The 16,275-nt window shown below is 71.3% G+C and carries 11 protein-coding genes and 2 pseudogenes; 6 read left to right on the top strand and 7 right to left on the bottom strand.

Annotation, left to right across the window (positions count from 1 at the left end; all coding sequences use genetic code 11):
- Positions 1 to 71: 71 nt before the first annotated feature.
- From NQO67_RS05385 to NQO67_RS05365, 5 genes and pseudogenes are all read right to left on the bottom strand, one after another.
- Positions 72 to 950, bottom strand: coding sequence for a carbohydrate ABC transporter permease (locus NQO67_RS05385; protein WP_255947285.1), 879 nt, complete (start codon positions 948 to 950; stop codon positions 72 to 74).
- Entirely contained in the window at positions 950 to 1,930 is a 981-nt protein-coding gene (locus NQO67_RS05380; protein ID WP_255947283.1) for a carbohydrate ABC transporter permease, read from the bottom strand. The genes NQO67_RS05385 and NQO67_RS05380 overlap by 1 nt, the downstream gene beginning before the upstream one ends.
- Before the next feature lie 70 nt (positions 1,931 to 2,000).
- Positions 2,001 to 3,302: an ABC transporter substrate-binding protein gene (locus tag NQO67_RS05375; RefSeq protein WP_255947281.1), complete on the bottom strand. Its 1,302-nt coding sequence runs from the start codon at positions 3,300 to 3,302 to the stop codon at positions 2,001 to 2,003.
- Between the two features lie 442 nt (positions 3,303 to 3,744).
- A pseudogene (locus NQO67_RS05370) lies at positions 3,745 to 4,938 on the bottom strand (substrate-binding domain-containing protein); the annotation flags it as partial.
- A 163-nt stretch (positions 4,939 to 5,101) separates the two neighbouring features.
- The gene (locus NQO67_RS05365) at positions 5,102 to 6,118 is read right to left on the bottom strand and encodes a LacI family DNA-binding transcriptional regulator (RefSeq protein ID WP_255947272.1); all 1,017 of its coding nucleotides are present in this window, start codon (positions 6,116 to 6,118) and stop codon (positions 5,102 to 5,104) included.
- A gap of 340 nt (positions 6,119 to 6,458) precedes the next feature.
- On the opposite strand from NQO67_RS05365, the gene NQO67_RS05360 reads away from it, so the two are divergent.
- The 6 genes from NQO67_RS05360 to NQO67_RS05335 all read left to right on the top strand — a co-directional run bounded on the left by NQO67_RS05360 (position 6,459) and on the right by NQO67_RS05335 (position 13,670).
- The gene (locus NQO67_RS05360; RefSeq protein ID WP_374118928.1) at positions 6,459 to 7,727 is read left to right on the top strand and encodes an ABC transporter substrate-binding protein; all 1,269 of its coding nucleotides are present in this window, start codon (positions 6,459 to 6,461) and stop codon (positions 7,725 to 7,727) included.
- Positions 7,728 to 8,000: 273 nt separating this feature from the next.
- Positions 8,001 to 9,014, top strand: coding sequence for a carbohydrate ABC transporter permease (locus NQO67_RS05355; RefSeq protein ID WP_374118906.1), 1,014 nt, complete (start codon positions 8,001 to 8,003; stop codon positions 9,012 to 9,014).
- Positions 9,011 to 9,922 (top strand): carbohydrate ABC transporter permease, encoded by a 912-nt coding sequence (locus NQO67_RS05350; protein WP_255947270.1) that lies wholly within the window; start codon positions 9,011 to 9,013, stop codon positions 9,920 to 9,922. The genes NQO67_RS05355 and NQO67_RS05350 overlap by 4 nt, the downstream gene beginning before the upstream one ends.
- An 81-nt stretch (positions 9,923 to 10,003) precedes the next feature.
- Positions 10,004 to 11,464: a GH1 family beta-glucosidase gene (locus NQO67_RS05345; RefSeq protein WP_255947269.1), complete on the top strand. Its 1,461-nt coding sequence runs from the start codon at positions 10,004 to 10,006 to the stop codon at positions 11,462 to 11,464.
- A gap of 288 nt (positions 11,465 to 11,752) precedes the next feature.
- Complete coding sequence (locus tag NQO67_RS05340) at positions 11,753 to 13,015, top strand: SLC13 family permease (protein ID WP_255947263.1); 1,263 nt, start codon at positions 11,753 to 11,755, stop codon at positions 13,013 to 13,015.
- Between the two features lie 67 nt (positions 13,016 to 13,082).
- Positions 13,083 to 13,670: a universal stress protein gene (locus NQO67_RS05335; protein ID WP_255947253.1), complete on the top strand. Its 588-nt coding sequence runs from the start codon at positions 13,083 to 13,085 to the stop codon at positions 13,668 to 13,670.
- Between the two features lie 48 nt (positions 13,671 to 13,718).
- Here NQO67_RS05335 and trpS read toward each other — a convergent pair whose 3' ends face one another.
- Positions 13,719 to 14,894, bottom strand: a complete 1,176-nt coding sequence (gene trpS / locus NQO67_RS05330; protein ID WP_255947251.1) for a tryptophan--tRNA ligase — start codon at positions 14,892 to 14,894, stop codon at positions 13,719 to 13,721.
- Between the two features lie 384 nt (positions 14,895 to 15,278).
- Positions 15,279 to 16,160, bottom strand: a pseudogene (locus NQO67_RS05325) (glycoside hydrolase family 16 protein); the annotation flags it as partial.
- Positions 16,161 to 16,275: the final 115 nt, after the last annotated feature.

Genomic DNA, 16,275 nt, shown 5'->3' with positions numbered 1-16,275 from the left:
CGACCGTACTCGTGGGGACGGACCGGCCTTGTCGGCGTCGACGGGCCCCGGCCTCGTCGACGAGATCCTTTCTACTTCACCGCCCCCGCGGTCAGGCCGGATTTCCAGAAGCGCTGCAACAGGGCGAAGGCGAGGATCAGCGGCAGTACCGCGAGCAGCGAGCCGGCGATCACCACCGGGTAGTAGTCGGGCGTGACGGTGGCCTGGCTGTTCCAGCTGAACAGCCCCAGGCTGACCGGGTACAGGTGCTGGTCGGACAGCATCACCATGGGCAGGAAGAAGTTGTTCCAGATGGCGGTGAGCTGGAAGAGGAAGACCGTCACCAGGCCCGGCGCCAGCATCCGCAGCGACACCCGCGCATACGTGGCCAGCTCGCCCGCACCGTCCACCCGGGCCGCCTCCAGCACCTCGTCGGGCACGTAGCCCTGGCTGAAGATGCGCCCGAGGTAGACCCCGAAGGGGTTGAACAGCACCGGGATGAAGACCGCCCAGAAGGTGTTGACCAGGCCGGTCTCGGACGCCATCAGGTACAGCGGCAGCGCCAGCACGGTCTGCGGCACCATCACCGCGGCCAGCACCAGGCCGAACAGCTTCTCCTTATGCCGGAAGCGGTACTTGTCGAACGCGTAGCCGCAGGCCACGCTCACCAGCGCGCCGATCGCGGCGCCCAGCACCGCGTACAGCAGGCTGTTGAGGTACCAGCGCCCGTAGATGCCGTCGTCCATGGCGAAGACATCCTTGATGTTGCCGACCAGCGAGAAGTCGCCGGACAGCAGGCTGCTGCGGAACAGCGCGTCGCGGTCCTTGGTGGTGGCCAGCACCAGCCACAACACCGGCAGCAGGGTGTAGAGCACGGACAACCCCACCACCGCATTGGCGGTGGCACGGCCCAGCACCCGGGTGCGCGTTCCGGACGGACCGGCCGTCGGGGCGGTCAGGGTCGCGGTCATCAGGCCGCCTCCTTACGGGCGTCGACACGGCTGGTCCAGCGGGTGACGGCGTAGGACAGCACGATCGTGAACAGCAGCAGGACCACGGAGGCGGCCGCCGCCATGGAGTAGGTGTTCCGGGTGAACGCGGCGTCGAAGATGTACATGCTCGGCGAGAACCGGGCGCTGACCGAAGGGGTGGACTGGTTGAGCAGCATGGGCTCCGTGAACAGCTGCAACGCGAAGATCAGCGTGAACATCGCCACCATCACGATGGACGACCGGATCAGCGGTGTCTTGATCTGCACCGCGCAGCGCATCGGGCCTGCGCCGTCGACCACCGAGGCCTCCACCACCTCACGGGGCACCGCCTGGAGCGCCGCGTAGAACACCACCATGTTGTAGCCGAGGTTGCTCCACAGGGCGATGTTCACGATCGAGGGCACCACGGCGTGGAAGCCCAGGAAGTCCACCGTGATGCCGCCCTCGGCCAGCAGGTCGATCACCGGGCTGAGCCCCGGCGTGTACAGGTACAGCCAGATGATGGCGGCGATGATCCCGGGCACCGCGTGCGGCAGGAAGAGCCCGAGCTGCGCCCACGCGCGCAGCCGTATCACGCCCGAGTCCAGCAGCAGCGCCAGCGCCAGCGAGCACAGCACCAGCAGCGGGATGTACAGCACGCAGTACAGGGCGACGCTGCCGAGCCCGCTCAGGAAGGTGGGGTCGGTCAGCACTGCCGCGTAGGAGCGCAGCCCGATGAAGACGGTGCGCTCCGGGCCGAAGCCGAGGCCGGGCTCGTCGGCACCGAAGAAGCTGAGCCAGATCGCGGTCCCCACCGGGATGAGGAAGACGATCGCCAGCAGGGCGAAGAAGGGCGTCATCAGGGCGCCGCAGGCGCCGAGTTCGCGACGCCGGGTGGTGCGGAGCGTGGCGTGCGTGGCCCGTGCCGGAGCCCGGGTGGGGCGCTCGTCGGCGGCGGTCGGGGGAGCGGTCGCGGTCATGGCGGTGTCACCTGCCTTTCTGCTGCTGTGGGTGCGGTGGCCGGCCGTGCTGCGCCGGCTCTGGGCGGCGTCAGGTGCTGTGCTGGGTGGTGGCGAGCCCGAGCGCCCTGAGATCGGGCATCGTGCCCTCCTGCGCCGCACGCACGGCGTCGATGATGGTTCCCCGGCCGCCGCCGGCGCGGGCGAAGCCGTCCTGCATCACCGTGACGGTGGGCCGCATGCGTGGCCCCCAGAGCCATCCGGCGCGGATCTTCTTCGCCTCGTCGTCGAAGAGGCGGTAGATGTCCTGGTTGCCGTAGTAGGCCCGGTCGAAGGCCTTCCTGTCGACCGGGACCAGGCTGGGAATCGCCGGATACTGGCTGCTGGCCCCGCTGGTCAGCCGCGCGCGCAGCGCGCCCGGGTCGGCGACCTGCCAGACGATGAACTCCATCGCGGCCTCGGGGTCCCGGCAGTCCTTGGAGACGGCGAAGGTGGAACCGCCCTGGGTGCCGATGGCCGGGTGGTCCGGGTCCCACTGGGGCATCGGGGCGATGCGCCACTGGTTCTTCATGGTGGGCCTGGCAGCCATCGAGGCGCCGGCGTTCCAGGCGCCGGCGAGCCGTGCGAGCACCTTGCCGCTCGCCAACTGCGCGTCGCTCAGCTTGCCGTTGCCGGGGTTGGCGAAGACCAGGTCCTCGTCGATCAGGCGCTGCCAGTACGCGGCGACGCGGCGGGTCGGCTCGTCGGCAAGGGAGATGTTCCAGGCGCCGTCGCGGGTGTCGAACCACTGCGCGCCGGCCTGCCAGGAGTACGAGCCGAAGATCTCCCCGCCGTCCGTGTGGAAGATCGCAAGGCGCCGGTTGCGGTCCTTGTCCCGCACCACCCGTGCCGCCTGCTCGAACTCCTCCCAGGTGCGCGGCACCTCGATGCCGAAGTGCTCGAAGAGGTCCGGACGGTAGAACAGCACCATGGGCTCGACGTCGATCGGGATGCTGAAGACCTTCTTGTCGAAGGTGGTCAGCCCCAGCGCCTGCGGCAGCAGCTTGGCGCGCAGCGCGTCGTCGACCATCGAGCTGATGTCCGTGGCCACCCCGTCGATGGCGAAGCCGGGCACCTGCGGATATTCGAGGGTGATCACATCGGGGGTGTTGCCGGCGCGCGCCGCGTTGTTGAGCTTCGCGTAACCGCCCTGGTCACCGCTGGGGATCTGCTCGAAGTCCACCTTCAGATGGCGATGGGTGCGGTTGAACTCGTCCACCACCTCCTGGCTGCCGCGCAGCGCCGACCAGAACGTGATCCGCTTGGGCCCGCCCGACCCGCTCCCGCACGAACCGCCACCGCTGCACGCGCCCAGCGCGCCGGCCAACGGCAACGCGGTGAACGCGGTCAGCACCGACCTGCGGTTCCTGCCGGCATCCGGAGCCGCCGCGGGCCCGGTGGATGTGGTGGACGCGGTGGACGCAGCCTCAGAAGACGCTGCGGACACTGCGGACGGTGCAGGCAGTCGACTGGGCATGGCGGCCTCCCGCGGCTCCGGTGTGGGACACGGGCATCCTGATCGCCTGACCAGACCGGGTCAATAGATCGATCAGAAGAGAATTCAAACGGTCAAACGCTCATTCGGGGGTCTGGCCGTCCGCCAGGTCCGCGTGACCTTCCCGACCCTCAGGTGCAGGGTGCCTCTCGGGACTTCCAGCCCGCTCGGCTCCCTCGACCCGCCGCCCGGTTCCCTCCGCCGCGTCGGCCTCTCCGTGCCCCTCGGCGTCTCCGTGCCCCTCGGCCTCCTCGGTCCCGCCACTCCCTCCAGCCCCCGCAGGGACCGCATGCCGCAGCGGGACGGCGGAGCCGCGCTGCTTCAGCTCGGGCAGCAGCTCGATCCTGCGCACCGGTGCCGGACGGCCCGGCTGCTCGGCGAGCCGGGTCAGCAGCAGCTCGGCGGCCACCCGTCCGATCTCCGGCTTGGGCGGTGCCACGGCCGTCAGCGGTGTACTGCCCAGGGCGGCCACCCCGTCGTCGTACGTCACCACGGAGCAGTCCCGGGGCACCCGCACGCCTTGCTCGCTGAGCCCCTGCACCAACATCAGCCCGTCGACGTCACCGTGCAGGATCGCGGCGGTCGCACGCCGTTCGCGCAGCACCGCCGCGAGGTCGAGCGCTCCGGCCGGTCCGACGTCGACCCTTTCCGTGGCATCCGGGCCCGCCACCGCGGACGGCCGGGCCGCCCCGCCCGGCCCGGTCCACTCGGCCGTCCCGGCCGCCCCGTACCCGTCGGGCGCGTCCGCCGCGCGGGGCGTGGCGTCGGGCGAGCTGAGCATCACCGACCAGTCGACCACCTCCGGCCGTGCGGCCGCGATCTGGGCGAACGCGGCACGGATCGCCCGGGCCGTCGGGCTGTCGTTGCGGGCGGCCAGCACGATCCGGCGGTGCCCGAGCGACACCAGGTGATCGACGGCGAGATGGGTGCCGTACCAGTGGTCGGAGCAGACCGAGTCGAGCGCGTGCAGAGCGCTGCCGGGGCGCGGCCGGCGCTCCATGAGCACGGCCGGCACCCGCATCGCGGCGAGCCAGCCGTAGTCGGCCTCTTCCGCGACGGCGCTGCGCCACCGCGGGGCGATCAGCAGGCCGCGGGCGCCGGCCGCCAGTGCCCGTTCGACCAGGTGGCGTTCCGCACCAGGCGCAAGCGGCGCGATGTGCAGCGCGATGCGCATGCCGGCCGCCTCCAGGACGGAGCGCGCGCCGTGCAACGCCTCGTAGAGGTAGGCGTGACGCTCCGGGACGACCACCGCGACCACGGCGCCGTCCGCGGGCCGCTCCTCGGCCACCGGTGCCTGGGCGTCGACCGCCGCCATCGAACGGGCCACCCCGTGCCCCCGGGCGATCTTGCCCGCGCGGTGCAGCTCCTCGACGTCGCGCCGCACCGTGACCACCGAGACGCCCAGCTCGGAGGCGAGTTCGCTGACCCGGGCCGTGCCGCGGGACTCGATGGCGGCGAGGATCCGCCGGCGCCGCACATCGACCGTCTCCCGCATGCTGCACGCCCCTTCGCCCCGACCCGGCACATGTTCGTTTGAACGCTTCGGGCAGCATAACGATCGCCCCTGCGCGCCTGTCCAGCGCATCCGGACCGCCGCGGCAAGGGTTCGGGGCTCCTCGGGCGGGCCCGCGGGGCCCAGACGGCGGCACCCGCCGGTCTCAGGACGACTCGCGCACGACCAGTTCGGTGGGCAGGACCAGGTGCCGGCGGGGCGCGTCGGGGTGCGCGATCTCCGTCAGCAGCACCTCGGCGATCGTGCGACCGATCTCCTCCACGGGCTGACGCACGCTCGTCAACGACGGGTTGGTGTGCCGGGCGATGATCGAGTCCTCGAACCCGACCACCGCGACGTCGTCCGGCACCCGCCGCCCCTGTCGCCGCAGCTCCAGCAGGGCGCCGGCCGCCATCACGTCGGACGCGGCGAACACGGCGTCCAGGTCCGGCACCTGGGCCAGCAGGGTGCGCATGGCGCGCTCGCCGCCCTCCTCGGTGAAGTCGGAGACGGCCACCAGGGGGCCGGTGTGCGGGCGGCCGGCAGCGGTCAGCGCGGCGCGCCAACCGCTCAGCCTGCTGCGGCCGACGTCCATGTCCTGCGGGCCCGCGATGGTCGCGATCGTGCGGCGCCCGCGCGCCAGCAGATGGGACACCGCGGCGGCGGCGCCCCCGGCGTTGTCGGAGTGCACATGGCTGAGCGACTCGTGCGAGGAGCGCCGCCCGGCCAGCACGGTCGGCAGTCCCATGCCCTCCAGCAGGGCCGGCAACGGATCGTCGGCGTGCACGGACACCAGGAGGACACCGTCCACCCGGCGGGCCGCGACGGACGCGGTCAGCTGGTCCAACTCGGCCTGGTCGCGCACGAGGACCAGCTGGAGCTGTGTCCTGGTGGTGGCGAGCGCGGTGCTGACACCGCGGATGACGGCCGAGAAGTACGGCTCCGAGCCCAGCCGGCTCTCCGACTCCGGGATGACCAGCGCAACGGCGTCCGTCCGGCTGGTGACCAGGCCACGGGCCACCGAGTTCGGCACGTAGCCCAGCTCGTCGATGGCCGCGAGGACCGCTGCACGGGCCGTGTCGCTGACCAGATCCGAACCATTGATCACGCGGGACACCGTGGTGCGCCCGACGCCGGCGCGCGCGGCCACCGTCTTGATGGTCGGCCGCCGCCTGTCCGTCATGCCCTGCCCTTCCATGCCAGTCCCACTTGACCCCATGTCACCTGCGATTGTGCCAGAGAGGCGCGGGCCGCCCGCCGGGCCGGCCGGTGCCGGCACAAGCGGTACCCGGCCGGAAGTGCGCCCCTCGTCCTTGACAGGTCCGACGTTTGCAAGTCAGTCTTCCAGCATCCATTGGGAACGTTCCCAACGTTATCGCGGTTTCCGTTGGGAACGTACCCACTGCACCGTTCGAGCCAACCGACACAGGTTGGCCGGGCCCTAACCGAAGCGCGTCAGCGTCGCCGTTCAGGAGGACCCGATGGGCATACACCGCCGCACGTTGAGCAGCAGACTCGCCGCCATGGTGGCGGCCCTGGCCACCCTGACACTCGTCGCGGGATGCAGCGGCAGCAGCTCCGGCACCGGAGGCGGCACGAAGGACGGCAAGACCACCATCACCATGGGCCTGTTCGGCGTGATGGGCTTCAAGGAGACCGGGCTCCTCGAGAAGTACATGCAGGAGCACCCGAACATCAAGATCAAGGCAGACGTGGCCGGTGACGAGCAGACGTACTACACCGCGCTACAGACCCACCTGGCCGCCGGCAGCGGCCTGAAGGACATCCAGGGCATCGAGGTGGGCCGCGCCAAGGAGATCGTCGAGACCCAGGCGGACAAGTTCGTCGACCTCTCCCACGGGGCGGACATCGATCACTTCCTGCCGTGGAAGGAAGGCCAGATCACCACCAAGGACGGCAAGGTCCTCGGGCTCGGCACGGACATCGGCCCGCTCGCCGTGTGCTACCGCAAGGACCTCTTCAAGGCGGCCGGACTGCCCACCGACCGCGACGAGGTGGGCCGGCTGTGGGCGGGCGACTGGAAGAAGTTCGTCGACGTCGGCGACGACTTCAAGGCCCACAACAAGAACCCCAAGGTGGCCTACGTGGACAGCGCCACCGCCCTGTTCAACGCGATGATCTACGGCGATCCCGAGCAGTTCTACAACGCCAAGGGCGACCTGATCTACAAGACCAGCCCCACCGTCAAGGCCGCCTGGAAACTCGCCGCGCGCACGGCCACCAGCGGGCTCACCGCCAAGCTGCGGCAGTACCAGCCCGGCTGGGACCCCGGCCTGGCCAACGGCACCTTCGCCGCCACCACCTGCCCCGCCTGGATGCTCGCCCACATCACCGAGAAGGCCGGCCCGCAGAACAAGGGCAAGTGGGATGTCGCCAAGGCACCGAAGACCGCCAACTGGGGCGGTTCCTTCCTCGGCGTGACCGAGGCGAGCCCTGTCAAGGAGGAGGCGAAGAAGCTGGTCGCCTGGCTGACGGCGCCCGAGCAGCAGCAGTTCCTGTTCAAGAAGCTGGGCAACTTCCCCTCGTCGCAGACCGCCCTGGACTCGCCCGAGGTCAAGAACGCCACGTCCGACTACTTCGCCGGCGCGCCCATCGGGAAGATCTTCTCCGCCGCGGCCGAGGCGATTCCGGACCATCAGGTGCTCGGCCGCAAGGACGGCACGATCAAGGACATCTTCTCCCAGGGCATCCAGCAGATCGAGTCGCAGCACACCGACCCCGACAAGGCCTGGGACAACACCGACGAGCGCATCCAGAAGGCCGTCGGCTAGCCACCCGGGCGCCGCGCCCGCCCGCTTCCCCGCGGTCCGGCCCGTGGCCACCGCACGCACCCCGGCGCCTCCGGCGTCCGAAACGCCGGGGGCGGCCCGGATCCGCAGGACCGGATCCAGGCCGACGCCAGGCCGCCCCCGGGCCGGCTCCACGCCGGAGCCGGCCCGGGCCTCGGTCGGGTGGGCGCCGACCGGGACCGAAAGTGCCGGACGCGGAGCCGGTCCTGCGGCGCCCCGCTGATCACACGCCCAAGCCCCGGAAGGAGCCAGAAGGTGGCTGCGTCCACCCCTGCACCCCCGGCCGGCACCCCGGCCCCGGCCGCCGCCCCGCCCGGCGGCGGCCGAGCACCGTTGCGGGCCCGCCGTGGCGTGCTGCTGCACCGTCTCGATCTACGCGGCGCGCCCTACGCGTACGTCGCCCCGTTCTTCATCGTCTTCGCCGCCTTCAGCCTCTACCCGCTGCTGTACACCTGCTGGATCTCCCTGCACCACGTCGAGCTGTCCACGCTGACCATGATGGACTTCGTCGGCTTCCACAACTACGTGGAGCTGTGGCACGACGACCGGTTCTGGAACGCGCTGGTCAACACCTTCACCATCGGTGTGATCTCGACCGTTCCCCAGCTGCTGATGGCGCTCGGCCTGGCGCACCTGCTCAACTACCGGATGCGCGGCGCCGCCTTCTTCCGGGTGGCCGCGCTCACGCCGTACGCCACCTCGGTGGGTGCGGCGGCGCTGGTGTTCACCATGCTCTTCAACCGCGACTTCGGGATGATCAACTGGGTGTTGAGCCTGGTCGGCATCGACCCGCTGGACTGGGAGAGCAACAAGTGGGCGGCGCAGGCGGCCGTCTCGTCGATCGTGATCTGGCGCTGGACCGGCTACAACGCCCTGCTGTACCTCGCCGCCATGCAGGCGGTGCCGCTGGAGCGCTACGAGGCCGCGGCCATCGACGGCGCCTCCCGCTGGACGCAGTTCCGCACGGTGACGATCCCCGGCATCCGCGCCACCATCGTCTTCACGATCGTGCTCTCCACCATCGGCGCCACCCAACTCTTCGGTGAACCACTGATCTTCGGCCAGGGCCCCAACGGCATCACCGGCGGCGAGGACAACCAGTACCAGACGCTCGGCCTGTTGCTGTACGAGGAGGGCTGGAAGAACTACCAGATGGGCCGGGCCGCCACCATCGCCTGGGCGATGTTCCTGCTGCTCGTGGTGGTTTTCGCGGGGCAGCGCCTCATCGCCTTCCTGCTCGCCCGGCGCGGAAGGAAGCGCACCCGATGACCACTGACAGCCTGCCGCTGCGCTCCCGCCCGGACACGAAGGGCGCGGCCGGACGCCGGACGCGGCTGCGACTGCGGCCGCGCGCCGGCCGCCAGCACCACGCCGGACCGCTCGCCTACGTCCTGATCGGGCTGGCTACCGTCGTCTCGCTCTTCCCGCTGTACTGGACGATGGTGGCCGCCTCCAGCGACAACAGCCGGGTCACCCGGACGCCCCCGCCGTTCCTGCCGGGACCGCACCTGCTGGACAACCTCGGCAAGGCGTGGCGTGACGCCGCCCTCGGCAGGGCCATGGCCAACAGCCTGATCGTGGCCGGCTGCATCGCCCTGTCCACCGTGCTCTTCGCCACCCTCGCCGGGTTCGCCTTCGCCAAACTGCGCTTCAAGGGCCGCAACATCCTGCTGATGCTGGTCATCGGCACCATGATGGTGCCGCCGCAGCTGGGTGTCGTCCCGCTGTTCATGCTGATGACCCAGCTCGGCTGGAGCCAGCAACTGCCCGCCGTCATCTTTCCCACGCTGGTCAGCGCGGTCGGCGTGTTCTTCATGCGGCAGTACCTGGCCGAGGCGCTGCCGGACGAACTGGTCGAGGCGGGCCGGGTGGACGGCGCGCACTCGCTGCGGATCTTCGTCAGTATCGTGCTGCCGGTGGCGCGGCCTGCCATGGCCGTGCTGTTCATGATCACCTTCGTGCATGCCTGGAACGATTTCTTCTGGCCGTACATTGCACTGGACATGCAGAACCCCACCGTGCCTGTCGCGCTCACCCGGCTCAGCGAGGGTTACATCCGCGACGACTCGCTGATCATGGCGGGTGCCCTGCTGGGAACCCTGCCGCTGCTGGCGCTGTTCGTCGTCTTCGGACGGCAGATCGTCGGCGGCATCATGCAGGGTGCCGTCAAGGGCTGACCGAGCCCGCCCCGTCACCGCCGCCCGCGACCAGAACCACCCGTCCACCGCACGGCGGACGAATCACCGGAAGGACCCCCTGTGACCACCGCAACCCGACAAGCCGAGCCCGAGCCGGCCGCCTCCGCCGCCCGCGTCTTCCCGACGGGGTTCACGTGGGGTACCGCGACCGCCGCCTACCAGATCGAGGGCGCGGCCACGCTCGACGGCCGCACCCCGTCCATCTGGGACACCTACTCCCACACCCCCGGCAAGGTGCGGAACGGCGACACCGGCGACGTCGCCTGCGACCACTACCACCGCTGGCGCGAGGACGTCGCCCTCATGGCCGACCTCGGGGTCGGCGCCTACCGGTTCTCGCTGTCCTGGCCGCGCATCCAGCCGACCGGCCGCGGCCCGGCCGTCCAGAAGGGCCTCGACTTCTACCGGCGGCTCGTCGACGAGCTGCTGGAGAAGGGCATCCAGCCGGTCGCCACCCTCTACCACTGGGACCTGCCGCAGGAACTCGAGGACGCCGGCGGTTGGCCGGAGCGCCGCACCGCCGACCGGTTCGCCGAGTACGCGACCCTGGCCGCCGACGCACTCGGGGACCGGGTGCAGACCTGGACGACGCTCAACGAACCGTGGTGCAGCGCCTTCCTCGGCTACGGCTCCGGTGTGCACGCACCCGGCCGCACCGACCAGGTGGCCGCGCTGCGGGCCGCGCACCACCTCAACCTCGCGCACGGCAAGGCCGTCCAGGCGCTGCGCGCCGCCCTGCCCTCGGACGCCCGGACCTCGATCACCCTCAACGTCCACCACGTGCGGCCCCTGACCGACTCCGCCGCCGACCGGGACGCCGCGCGCCGCATCGACGCGGTGGCCAACCGGGTCTTCACCGGCCCCCTGCTGCACGGCGAGTACCCGGCCGACCTGCTGCGGGACACCGCCCACCTGACCGACTGGTCCTTCGTGCGCGACGGCGACGCGGCGCTCGCCAAGCAGCCGCTGGACTTCCTCGGCGTCAACTACTACTCGCCCACGCTGGTCTCGGCCGCCTCCGAAGAGGCCAGCCACAACTCCGACGGCCACGGCAAGAGCGCCTACAGCCCGTGGCCGGGCGCCGACCAGGTCGCCTTCCACCAGCCGCCGGGCGCCACCACCGCGATGGGCTGGGCGGTGGACCCCAGTGGCATGTACGACCTGCTGCTCCGGCTGCACACCGACTTCCCCGACCTGCCGCTGATCATCACGGAGAACGGTGCCGCCTTCGACGACTACGTCGACCCGAGCGGCGAGGTGCGCGACCCGGACCGCATCAGCTACCTGCACGGCCATCTGACGGCCGTGCACCGCGCCATCGAGGCCGGCGTCGACGTGCGCGGGTACTTCCTGTGGTCGCTGCTGGACAACTTCGAGTGGGGCTACGGCTACAGCAAGCGGTTCGGCGCCGTCTACGTCGACTACCCGACCGGCAAACGCACCCCCAAGGCGAGTGCCGGCTGGTACTCCGAGGTGGCCCGCACCGGCACCATCCCGGTCACGGACCCCACCGCGGGCTGACCCCCGCGGGCCCGGCGGACCGCCGACGGTCGTACAACGGCACGTCAGGAAGCGAGCTGGTCCCGGCGGAAGCCGCCCACCGCCTGCTTCGGAGACCGCCCGCGCCTGAGAGGATCACCCCGGTGACCTCGACGGCGTGGGCGGCGCCCCCCGAGGCACCCCCACGCCACCGCCCCGCACCCTGCGGGGCGTCGTGCTGCCCCGGGCGCGGCGGATCGGGGGCACCGGGCCCGCCCGCGCGATGATGGGCGGCACGGGAAACGGGCGCGCAGAGAAAGGCCGGGCGGGGTGGACGCAACGCTGGAAGCGCTGTCCGTCGTGCTGTTGCTGGCCGTGCTGGCGGGAGCCGTGCTGCGGCCGTTCGGCCTGCCGGAAGCGGCCGTCGCCGTCCCGGCCGCCGTCATCGTGCTCGTCACCGGGGCGCTGCCGCTCGACGACGCCCGGGCGGAGGTGGCCCGGCTGGCCCCGGTCGTCGGGTTCCTGGCCGCGGTGCTGGTGCTCGCCAGGCTCTGCGACGACGAGGGGCTGTTCACCTGGTGCGGGCGGGTGATGGCGCGCTGGTCGGTGGCGCGCGGGCCGGGGGCGGGTCCCAGGCGGCTGCTGGCCGCGGTGTTCGTCCTGGCCTCCGTGATCACGGCGGTGCTCAGCCTGGACGCCACGGTGGTGCTGCTGACACCGGTGGTGTTCGCCACCGCCGCCCAACTCGGCGCCCGGCCCAAACCGCACGTCTACGCCTGCACCCACCTGTCGAACACGGCATCGCTCCTGCTGCCGGTCTCCAATCTGACGAACCTGCTGGCCTTCCAGGCGGCCGGACTGAGCTTCACCCGGTTCGCCGCGCTGATGGCGCTCCCCTGGGTGCTGGCGGTGGCCGCCGAGTACGTGGTGCTGCGGCGCTTCTTCGCGACGGACCTGGCCGCGGGCGGCACGCTCGACGTCCTGCCGGACGTACCGCGACCGCCGCTGTTCGCGCTGGTCACCGTGGTCTGCACGCTCGCCGGGTTCGTCCTCGCTTCGGTGCTGGGGCTCGCACCGGCGTGGGCCGCGGCCGCCGGCGCCGCGCTGCTCGCCGCCCGTGCCCTGCTCCGTGGCCGGATCACCCCGGCGGGTCTGGTGGGCGCCGCTGCGGTGCCGTTCCTGGCCTTTGTGCTCGCGCTCGGCATGGTGGTGAAGGCCGTGGTCGACCGGGGGCTCGGAGAGGCGCTCAGCGGGATCGTCCCGGGCGGCACCGGGTTGGCCGAACTGTTCGCCGTGGCGGGCCTGGCCGCCGTGCTGGCCAATGTGATCAACAACCTGCCGGCGGTGCTGGTACTGCTGCCCCTGACCGCCCCGGCGGGCAGCGGCGCCGTGCTCGCCACGCTGCTCGGGGTGAACATCGGACCGAACCTCACCTACGCCGGCTCGCTCGCCACGCTGCTGTGGCGACGCATCGCCCACCGGCACGCCCACGACGTCGACCTGGGGGAGTTCACCCGGCTCGCCGCCCTCAGCGTGCCCGCGGCCCTCGCCATGGCCGTGCCCGCGTTGTGGCTGTCCCTACTCGTCGTCTGAGGCGTTCCCGTTCGTATCCGGAGGTGATCGTGATGTGGAAGCTGCTGCGGTGCCGGGGGGTGCTCCTGTGCGTGTGATCGTCTGGATCGTGGAAGGCACCTGGCCGGCCTGCGTGGACGCGGCCGGCATCCATGCGCCCGAGGACGCCGAGATCGTGCTGGTGCACGTGCGGCCGGACGAGGTGCCGGGCGTCGCGCACGGCGCCTTCTTCGGGCTGCTCGGCCGGGGCGCTCCGGAGCGTGACCCCGGGGCACGGCTGGAGGACCTGGGCGCCTCGGCCGGGCAGCACCTGCTGGAGACCGCCGCACAGCGGCTGGGGCGTGCCTGCTCACTCGTGGAGCGGCACGGCCGGGTGGAGCGCGAGGTGGTGGCCGCGGCCGAGGGCGCCGGACTGCTGGTGGCGGCGCGCGACGGGGAGCGCGCCCGGCTCGGGCCGCACAGCCTGGGACCGGCCGGCCGGTTCGTCGTCGACCACGCCCCGTGCCCGGTCCTGCTGGTCTGGCCCGAGACCACCCCCGACCTCACCACCCTGCCGCCCCATCCACCGGCACCTCCGCCCCCGCCGCCACCGGGGCCGGAGGCCGGTCCGCACGCCCCCCACCACCCCCCGAAGCCCCCGCCCCCTCCGCCGCATCCGCCGGAACCCCGGGGCTGAGCGGCCGGGGTGCCCTCGGCAGCGGCTGTTCAGAGCGGCACGGTGTCCTCAGTACCGGCTGTTCATGGCGGCACGCACCTCCGCGAGGGTGGCGTCCGCCACCGCTCTGGCCCGCTCGTTGCCCTCCCGCAGGATCCGTTTCAGGTAGCCGCGGTCCTGTGCGTACCGGGCACGGCGGGCCCGGATCGGGGCCAGGTACGTGTTGACCGCCTCCGTCACGGTCCGCTTCAGCGCTGCGGCCCCCGCGGAGCCGATGTCGGCGGCGACCTCCTCAGGGGTCCGGTCCAGGCAGAGGGCCGCGAGCAGCAGCAGGGAGGACACCTCGGGGCGGGTGGCCGGGTCATAGGTGATGTGCCGGTCGGCGTCCGTCTTGGCGCCCTTGAGCAGCCGGGCCGTCTCGTCGGCGTCGGCGGCCAGGGCGATGGCGTTGCGCCGGCTCTTGCTCATCTTGGTGCCGTCCGTGCCGAGCAGCAGCGGCGCCCGCGACAGCAGCGCATCGGGCTCGGGGAACACCGGCGCTGCGGCGCCGTAGCGGTCGTTGAAACGGCGCGCGACGGTCCGGGTGAGTTCCAGGTGGGGGAGCTGGTCCTGACCGACCGGTACCAGGTTGGCCCGGCAGAAGAGGATGTCGGCTGCCTGGTGGACCGGGTAGGTGAACATCAGCCCGCTGACGGACGACTGCCGTGCGTGGGCGATCTCGTCCTTGACGGTGGGGTTACGGCTCAGTTCGGACACGGAGACCAGACTGAGGAAGGGCAGCAGCAACTGGTTGAGGGCGGGCACGGCGCTGTGCGTGAAGATCGTGCTGCGCTCCGGATCCACACCGATGGCCAGGTAGTCCAGTACGAGTTCCTCGACATGGTGCGTCAGGTTCTCCGCCACATCGCGATCGGTCAGCACCTGGTAGTCCGCGATGAGTACGAACATCTCCACCCCGAGGTCCTGGAGACGCACCCGGTTGTGCAGGGTGCCGAAGTAGTGGCCCAGGTGCAGCCGTCCCGTGGGGCGGTCGCCGGTCAGCACCCGGAACCGTCCCGGGTCCTGGTGGATCAGCGTGTCCAGTACCGCGCTGCGGGCCTGTGCGGTGGCCGTCCCGAGCGGGTCCGCGGGGGTGGCCAGCGCTCCGGTGGGATCCGTGAGCGGGTCCGTGGCGGAGCCGGGCCGGTCGAGGGGGAGGCCGTCGATACGGGTGCCGGGGCCTGCCGACGGAAGATCGGTGGTCATGGGGTCTCCTGGTGGTCGTGTCGCCGTCAGGACGACACGGCCCCGGAACCCAGGGCACCAAACAAGGGCCGTCCGTCCGAACGGCCCGGTTCGTGCACGAGGGGTGGCCGCTCCTAAGAGGAGCGCCACCAGCTCAGACACGAGGAACGATGCATACGCCCATCGTAGCGTGGAGCCGCCACCACCCGCCGATGATCGGTCGGGTTCCACCCGGCGTCGGGTTCCACCCGGCCCCGCCTCACGTCCACAGCGGCACGCAGGCGCGCACCACGGCCGACGGCCGTGCCACGCGCCTGCGTGCCCCGCATCCGGGCCCCGACCGTCCGGCGATGACGGAGAGATCGCCGGACGGTGGCAGATCGAGGTGCCCGGGGCCGGGATTCAGCTGGTCTCGACCTTCACCTCGTCGACGACGAGTTGCTGCGGGAAGGAGGTGCTGCCGTCCGGGTCGCCGGGCCAGTCACCGCCGACCGCGAGGTTGAGGATGATGAAGAACGGCTTGTTGAACGCCCACTGGTTGCCGCCGACGTCCGCGGGGGTGCGGGTCTCGTAGACGTTGCCGTCCACCGACCACTTGATCGAGTCCGGTGCCCAGTCGACCGCGAAGGTGTGGAAGTCGTCGGCGAAGGCTCCGCCACCGGGCAGGTTGTACGCGGCGCCGATGCCGTTGGCGCCGGAGTAGCCGGGGCCGTGGATGGTGCCGTGCACCGTGGACGGCTCCTTGCCGATGTTCTCCATGATGTCGATCTCGCCGCAGTTGGGCCATCCGGCGCTGCCGATGTCGGTGCCGAGCATCCAGAACGCCGGCCACATGCCCTGGCCCCGCGGAATCTTCATCCGGGCCTCGACGTGCCCGTACTGGGCGCTGAACTTGCCGGAGGTGTTCATCCGGGCCGAGGTGTACTGGCAGCTGCCGTACCAGCACTGGTAGTTGTTCGGGTTCTCCTTGCGCGCGGTGATGACCAGGTGGCCCTGGCCGTCCAGCGCGGCGTTGGCGTTGCCTGCGGTGTAGTACTGCCGCTCGTGGTTGTTGCCGCTGTTGTCACCGGTCTCCTGCACCCACTTGGATGCGTCGACGGCCGACCCCGCCGCTCCGTCGAAGGTGTCCGAGAACGACGCGGCCAGCGGCGCAGCGGACGCCGACGAGCCGCTGTCCGGGATGGCCGTCCCAGCAGCCGCCGGGAGGGCGAGCGCGGGAACGGCGAGGAGGGCGGTGAGGCCGGCGACGAGAAGGCGTAGGCGCCGGGCGACGTGCGGAGAGTCCATGACTCTGCCTTCCGATGTGGGGGGAAATTACACAGCCACAGCAGCCGGAAAGCTGCTGCTGTCATGTATCTGACACAACTCATCCGTCAAGGGGCTACCTGGCAGTTGTACACGT

It is taken from the genome of Streptomyces odontomachi (genome assembly GCF_024435355.1).
In the GTDB taxonomy this organism is placed as follows: Bacteria; Actinomycetota; Actinomycetes; order Streptomycetales; family Streptomycetaceae; genus Streptomyces; species Streptomyces odontomachi.
Note: the sequence above shows the minus strand (reverse complement) of the source record. Positions and strands in the feature narration are given on the sequence as shown.

What these genes read in the sequence shown, in the direction of transcription:
- NQO67_RS05380 (WP_255947283.1), bottom strand. Translation starts at nt 1,930, where the DNA reads ATGACCGCGACCGCTCCCCCGACCGCCGCCGACGAGCGCCCCACCCGG.
- NQO67_RS05350 (WP_255947270.1), top strand. Translation starts at nt 9,011, where the DNA reads ATGACCACTGACAGCCTGCCGCTGCGCTCCCGCCCGGACACGAAGGGC.
- trpS (WP_255947251.1), bottom strand. Translation starts at nt 14,894, where the DNA reads ATGACCACCGATCTTCCGTCGGCAGGCCCCGGCACCCGTATCGACGGC.
- NQO67_RS05385 (WP_255947285.1), bottom strand. Translation starts at nt 950, where the DNA reads ATGACCGCGACCCTGACCGCCCCGACGGCCGGTCCGTCCGGAACGCGC.
- NQO67_RS05360 (WP_374118928.1), top strand. Translation starts at nt 6,459, where the DNA reads ATGGTGGCGGCCCTGGCCACCCTGACACTCGTCGCGGGATGCAGCGGC.
- NQO67_RS05365 (WP_255947272.1), bottom strand. Translation starts at nt 6,118, where the DNA reads ATGACGGACAGGCGGCGGCCGACCATCAAGACGGTGGCCGCGCGCGCC.